This is a genomic window from Rhizobium sp. 05L429 (assembly GCF_056397645.1).
Map to the genome: position 1 here is coordinate 1 of NZ_JBFTNV010000071.1, position 3,093 is coordinate 3,093.

Here is a 3,093-nt window from a genome sequence, read left to right on the forward strand (position 1 = left end):
ATATCGTCGAGCAGACCGGCTATGCCGCCTTCGGCGAGCGTACCAACACGGCGATGCAGACAGGGAAGGGCTATATCGGCGAGCGCTTCGACCCCGAGACCGGCCTCATGTATCTCAATGCCAGATACTATGACCCAGCCTTCGGACGGTTCATCTCACCCGACGACTGGGACCCCATCAAGGACGGCGTCGGCACCAACCGCTACGGCTATGCCGAAAACGATCCCGTCAATAAATCAGATCCAAACGGGCATGMGGGCATAGGCCACAATGGCGGCCCACTCATGGACCCACTCCAAGACTTCGATGGAGATAGAGACAACGACGGGACTCCCGACTTCCAGGATCCGCATCCTTTTTTTGACGATCGCACGATCCTACACGTTGACGTAATGCAAGATCCCGGATCGCCAGGGGCCATGGGGCTTGCCGCTGCTTTGGCATTATCCCAGTATCTGCAATCTCAACACGATGATGGTCTGATACAGACACAGCGTGACGTCATCGCATCGATCAACAATAGAATAGAAAATACCCTCAACGAATGGCATTATGACGCTGTTCGACGAGAACTTAGTGGTCAAGTTGTCAAGGTAAATCCTAGAGATGGCCAGCCGTATGATCACGTCCGAGAGGTTCGAGAGGGCCTCAAAGGCCAGATTAACGACATCGCGAACCTCAAAACAGCTCTCGGAAGTCCGAGTTTCGATCCAAGAGGTCGAAAAACAGTTGAGGATGCTATCAGCCGTGCCAGCAAAAGCATCGATTCGGCTCGGGATGCGCTAGGCGGCCGTACAACGGCCCGAACTCACGATAAAACAAACGATGCTGATGGTTGGGGCCAGCGATCAACCGAGCCACKGGGCAGCAAGTAGCGGAGCCAAGAATGAACATCAAGGACATCCGAAATCGTGCTCAGGGCGCCGTACCAGGGACCGTTACAGAAGGCGAGGTCGAATATGCCCGGACCATCCTGGCGACCGGACGAGGCGACATTAGTTCAGCCCTCTATGTCGTAGGGTTATGCGGAAATACCAATGATACACGGTTAATCGAGCCTTATCTATTTGGCGCGGAACGCAATGTCTATGGCGAACTCGCATTGAAGGCTTTGTGTAGATATTTGGGCCTTGTGGAAACGTATAAGGATCTTCTCCGAACGCTCATCATGTCCGACGAAAATATCGGCTGGCGCAATAGTCGCATGACCGCCATTAACTTGGCTGACGTCTACTTCAAGGAGTTCGACGACGATGCAGTAGGTTGCCGGCTATTGGACATAATGACCAGCAAGGACGATAGCGAGCGAGATACTGCACGGTTCATTCTGATTGATGTTCTAAACTTAAGAAGTAAATTGACGGCGCCATTTGAGACAGATCTCGACAATGCGGCAGCAGATACACGGAAGATCATCGACGCCGCAAAAATCCGGTTTGGCTGCACGAATCTCGGCTAGATCGCGGGTCAATCCCACGACGAATCTGTCGCGTTGATCGCCTCGTTTCACACGATGATTGCGACGGGCGCATTCGAATCTGCCGTTTCTGTCTCAAACGTGTTGTTGAGGCACTATCCAAACTTTGCCTATGGACTGGTGAAAAAGGGAAACGCCTACAATGGCCCTCTGCGGCAGGAAGTGGCCAGAAAATACATGCGAATGGAAGACATTCCGGCCGAGCTCAAGGTCAAGGCCGATCAATGGTACCAGGGGAACATGCAAGCATTGGCACAGGCCGAGGCCTTGGGTTGGCGTCCGCAAGACGGTTAGGTTTAATAACCGATGAATCCAGTGTTCAAATGATGGCTTGGGTTTTACTATTGGGAATGGAGCGCTGCGGCGCTTTGAAGCGAGCTCGAAGACATATCTTCTTTAAAGAGAGATGTGGGTTTTGGAGCGAAAAAAGATAGCGGAACGGGATTGAGACGCCAATCACGATGAACGAGCCCGTGTCTATGGATCCCGCGGCATATGGAGCGAAACCACGTTATCGACTTCCTTCGTGATTATTTCGATGGCAAACCTAATGTATGGCTTGAGTCACTGTGCGGCGCCGGAACGAAGCCGCCAGAGACGCCGAGCGCAAGCAATCCAAACATCTTGATTCCTGTGTAGGGACGATGGTCAGATCACGCCAAAGCTTGGGTGCCGCCGCGGTACTTTCCATCTCAGCAACCGGGCCAAATGGACGGGGTTAACCGCCGCGCAACCCTTGATGACCTGTCCTGAACTGCGACGTTTTGCATCAGCCTGAAAAAGTCCTCGCGTGGTTTCGATTGAGGGATTGCAAATGACGAAATTACCCGCTTAACCTGAAAATATATTTCGATTCGGGGTTGTGGGGACTTCATGTTTCAGTTTCGGTTTGGTGCGGCGGCTTTTGCCGCCACGCTTGGTCTTTGCCTTCTGACAGGTACGTTGAATGCGCAGGAGCCGGCTAGGTCCGGTTCGGTCCTCGGCAACGGCTCGACGATCGGCACGCTTGCGGCTGGCAGCCAGTCGAAGGGAGCCAGCCAGACGCAGCCTGCAGGCGATGGCGCTGCCTCCTCAACACTCGACATGGCGGTCGACCGCACCACCGGCCTTGGCAATGGCGCGGAGCCGGCAGCATCCGTTGGCAAGGACGGCGACGCGACCGCGGCGGATCCGACAGAAGACGAGGTCGGTAGCGAGACAACCGACGAGACGATCAGCGCCGACGACAAGACGGGCAGCAAGGTCAAGGCCAAGAGCCTAAGTGCTGCAGCCGTTGCGGCCGTTGCCTCGATCCCCGCCGAGGCGGCCGTCAGTGCGCCGGAGAAGGCCTCGGTCCCGATGATCGGTGGATYGGGTTCGTTTACCCAATCGATCGCGATCGATCTTCCCGACTTCCATGGCATCGAGCCGAAGCTCGCGCTCGGCTACGATTCCGCCCGCAAGAGCCGTATCGGCGGCAGCTACCAGGGCTGGCTCGGCTATGGCTGGGCACTCGACGGTCTCGAGGTCATCGAGCGCGGCAGCATCGGGCGCGGCATCCCGGCCTTCGACGGCAGTGATTTTTATCTGCTCAACGGCGAATCGCTGATTCCCTGCTCGCCGACGACCTCGGTCTC

Annotated in this window: 4 protein-coding genes; all 4 read left to right on the plus strand. The window is 55.6% G+C overall.

Annotation, left to right across the window (positions count from 1 at the left end; all coding sequences use genetic code 11):
* Positions 1–875, plus strand: an 875-nt coding sequence (locus AC1DNW_RS35305; protein ID WP_477855779.1) for an RHS repeat-associated core domain-containing protein, incomplete at its 5' end; no start/stop codon positions are given.
* Between the two features lie 11 nt (positions 876–886).
* A complete protein-coding gene (locus AC1DNW_RS35310; protein WP_477855781.1) occupies positions 887–1,459 on the plus strand; it encodes a hypothetical protein in 573 nt (190 codons plus the stop codon).
* A gap of 33 nt (positions 1,460–1,492) precedes the next feature.
* The gene (locus AC1DNW_RS35315; protein ID WP_477855783.1) at positions 1,493–1,771 is read left to right on the plus strand and encodes a hypothetical protein; all 279 of its coding nucleotides are present in this window, start codon (positions 1,493–1,495) and stop codon (positions 1,769–1,771) included.
* A 579-nt stretch (positions 1,772–2,350) separates the two neighbouring features.
* Positions 2,351–3,093: SpvB/TcaC N-terminal domain-containing protein (locus AC1DNW_RS35320; RefSeq protein ID WP_477855785.1), on the plus strand; the 743-nt coding region annotated here is incomplete at its 3' end.

Bases quoted from the DNA above. Each gene is read 5' to 3' on its own strand.
- AC1DNW_RS35310 (WP_477855781.1), top strand. From the start codon at position 887: ATGAACATCAAGGACATCCGAAATCGTGCTCAGGGCGCCGTACCAGGG.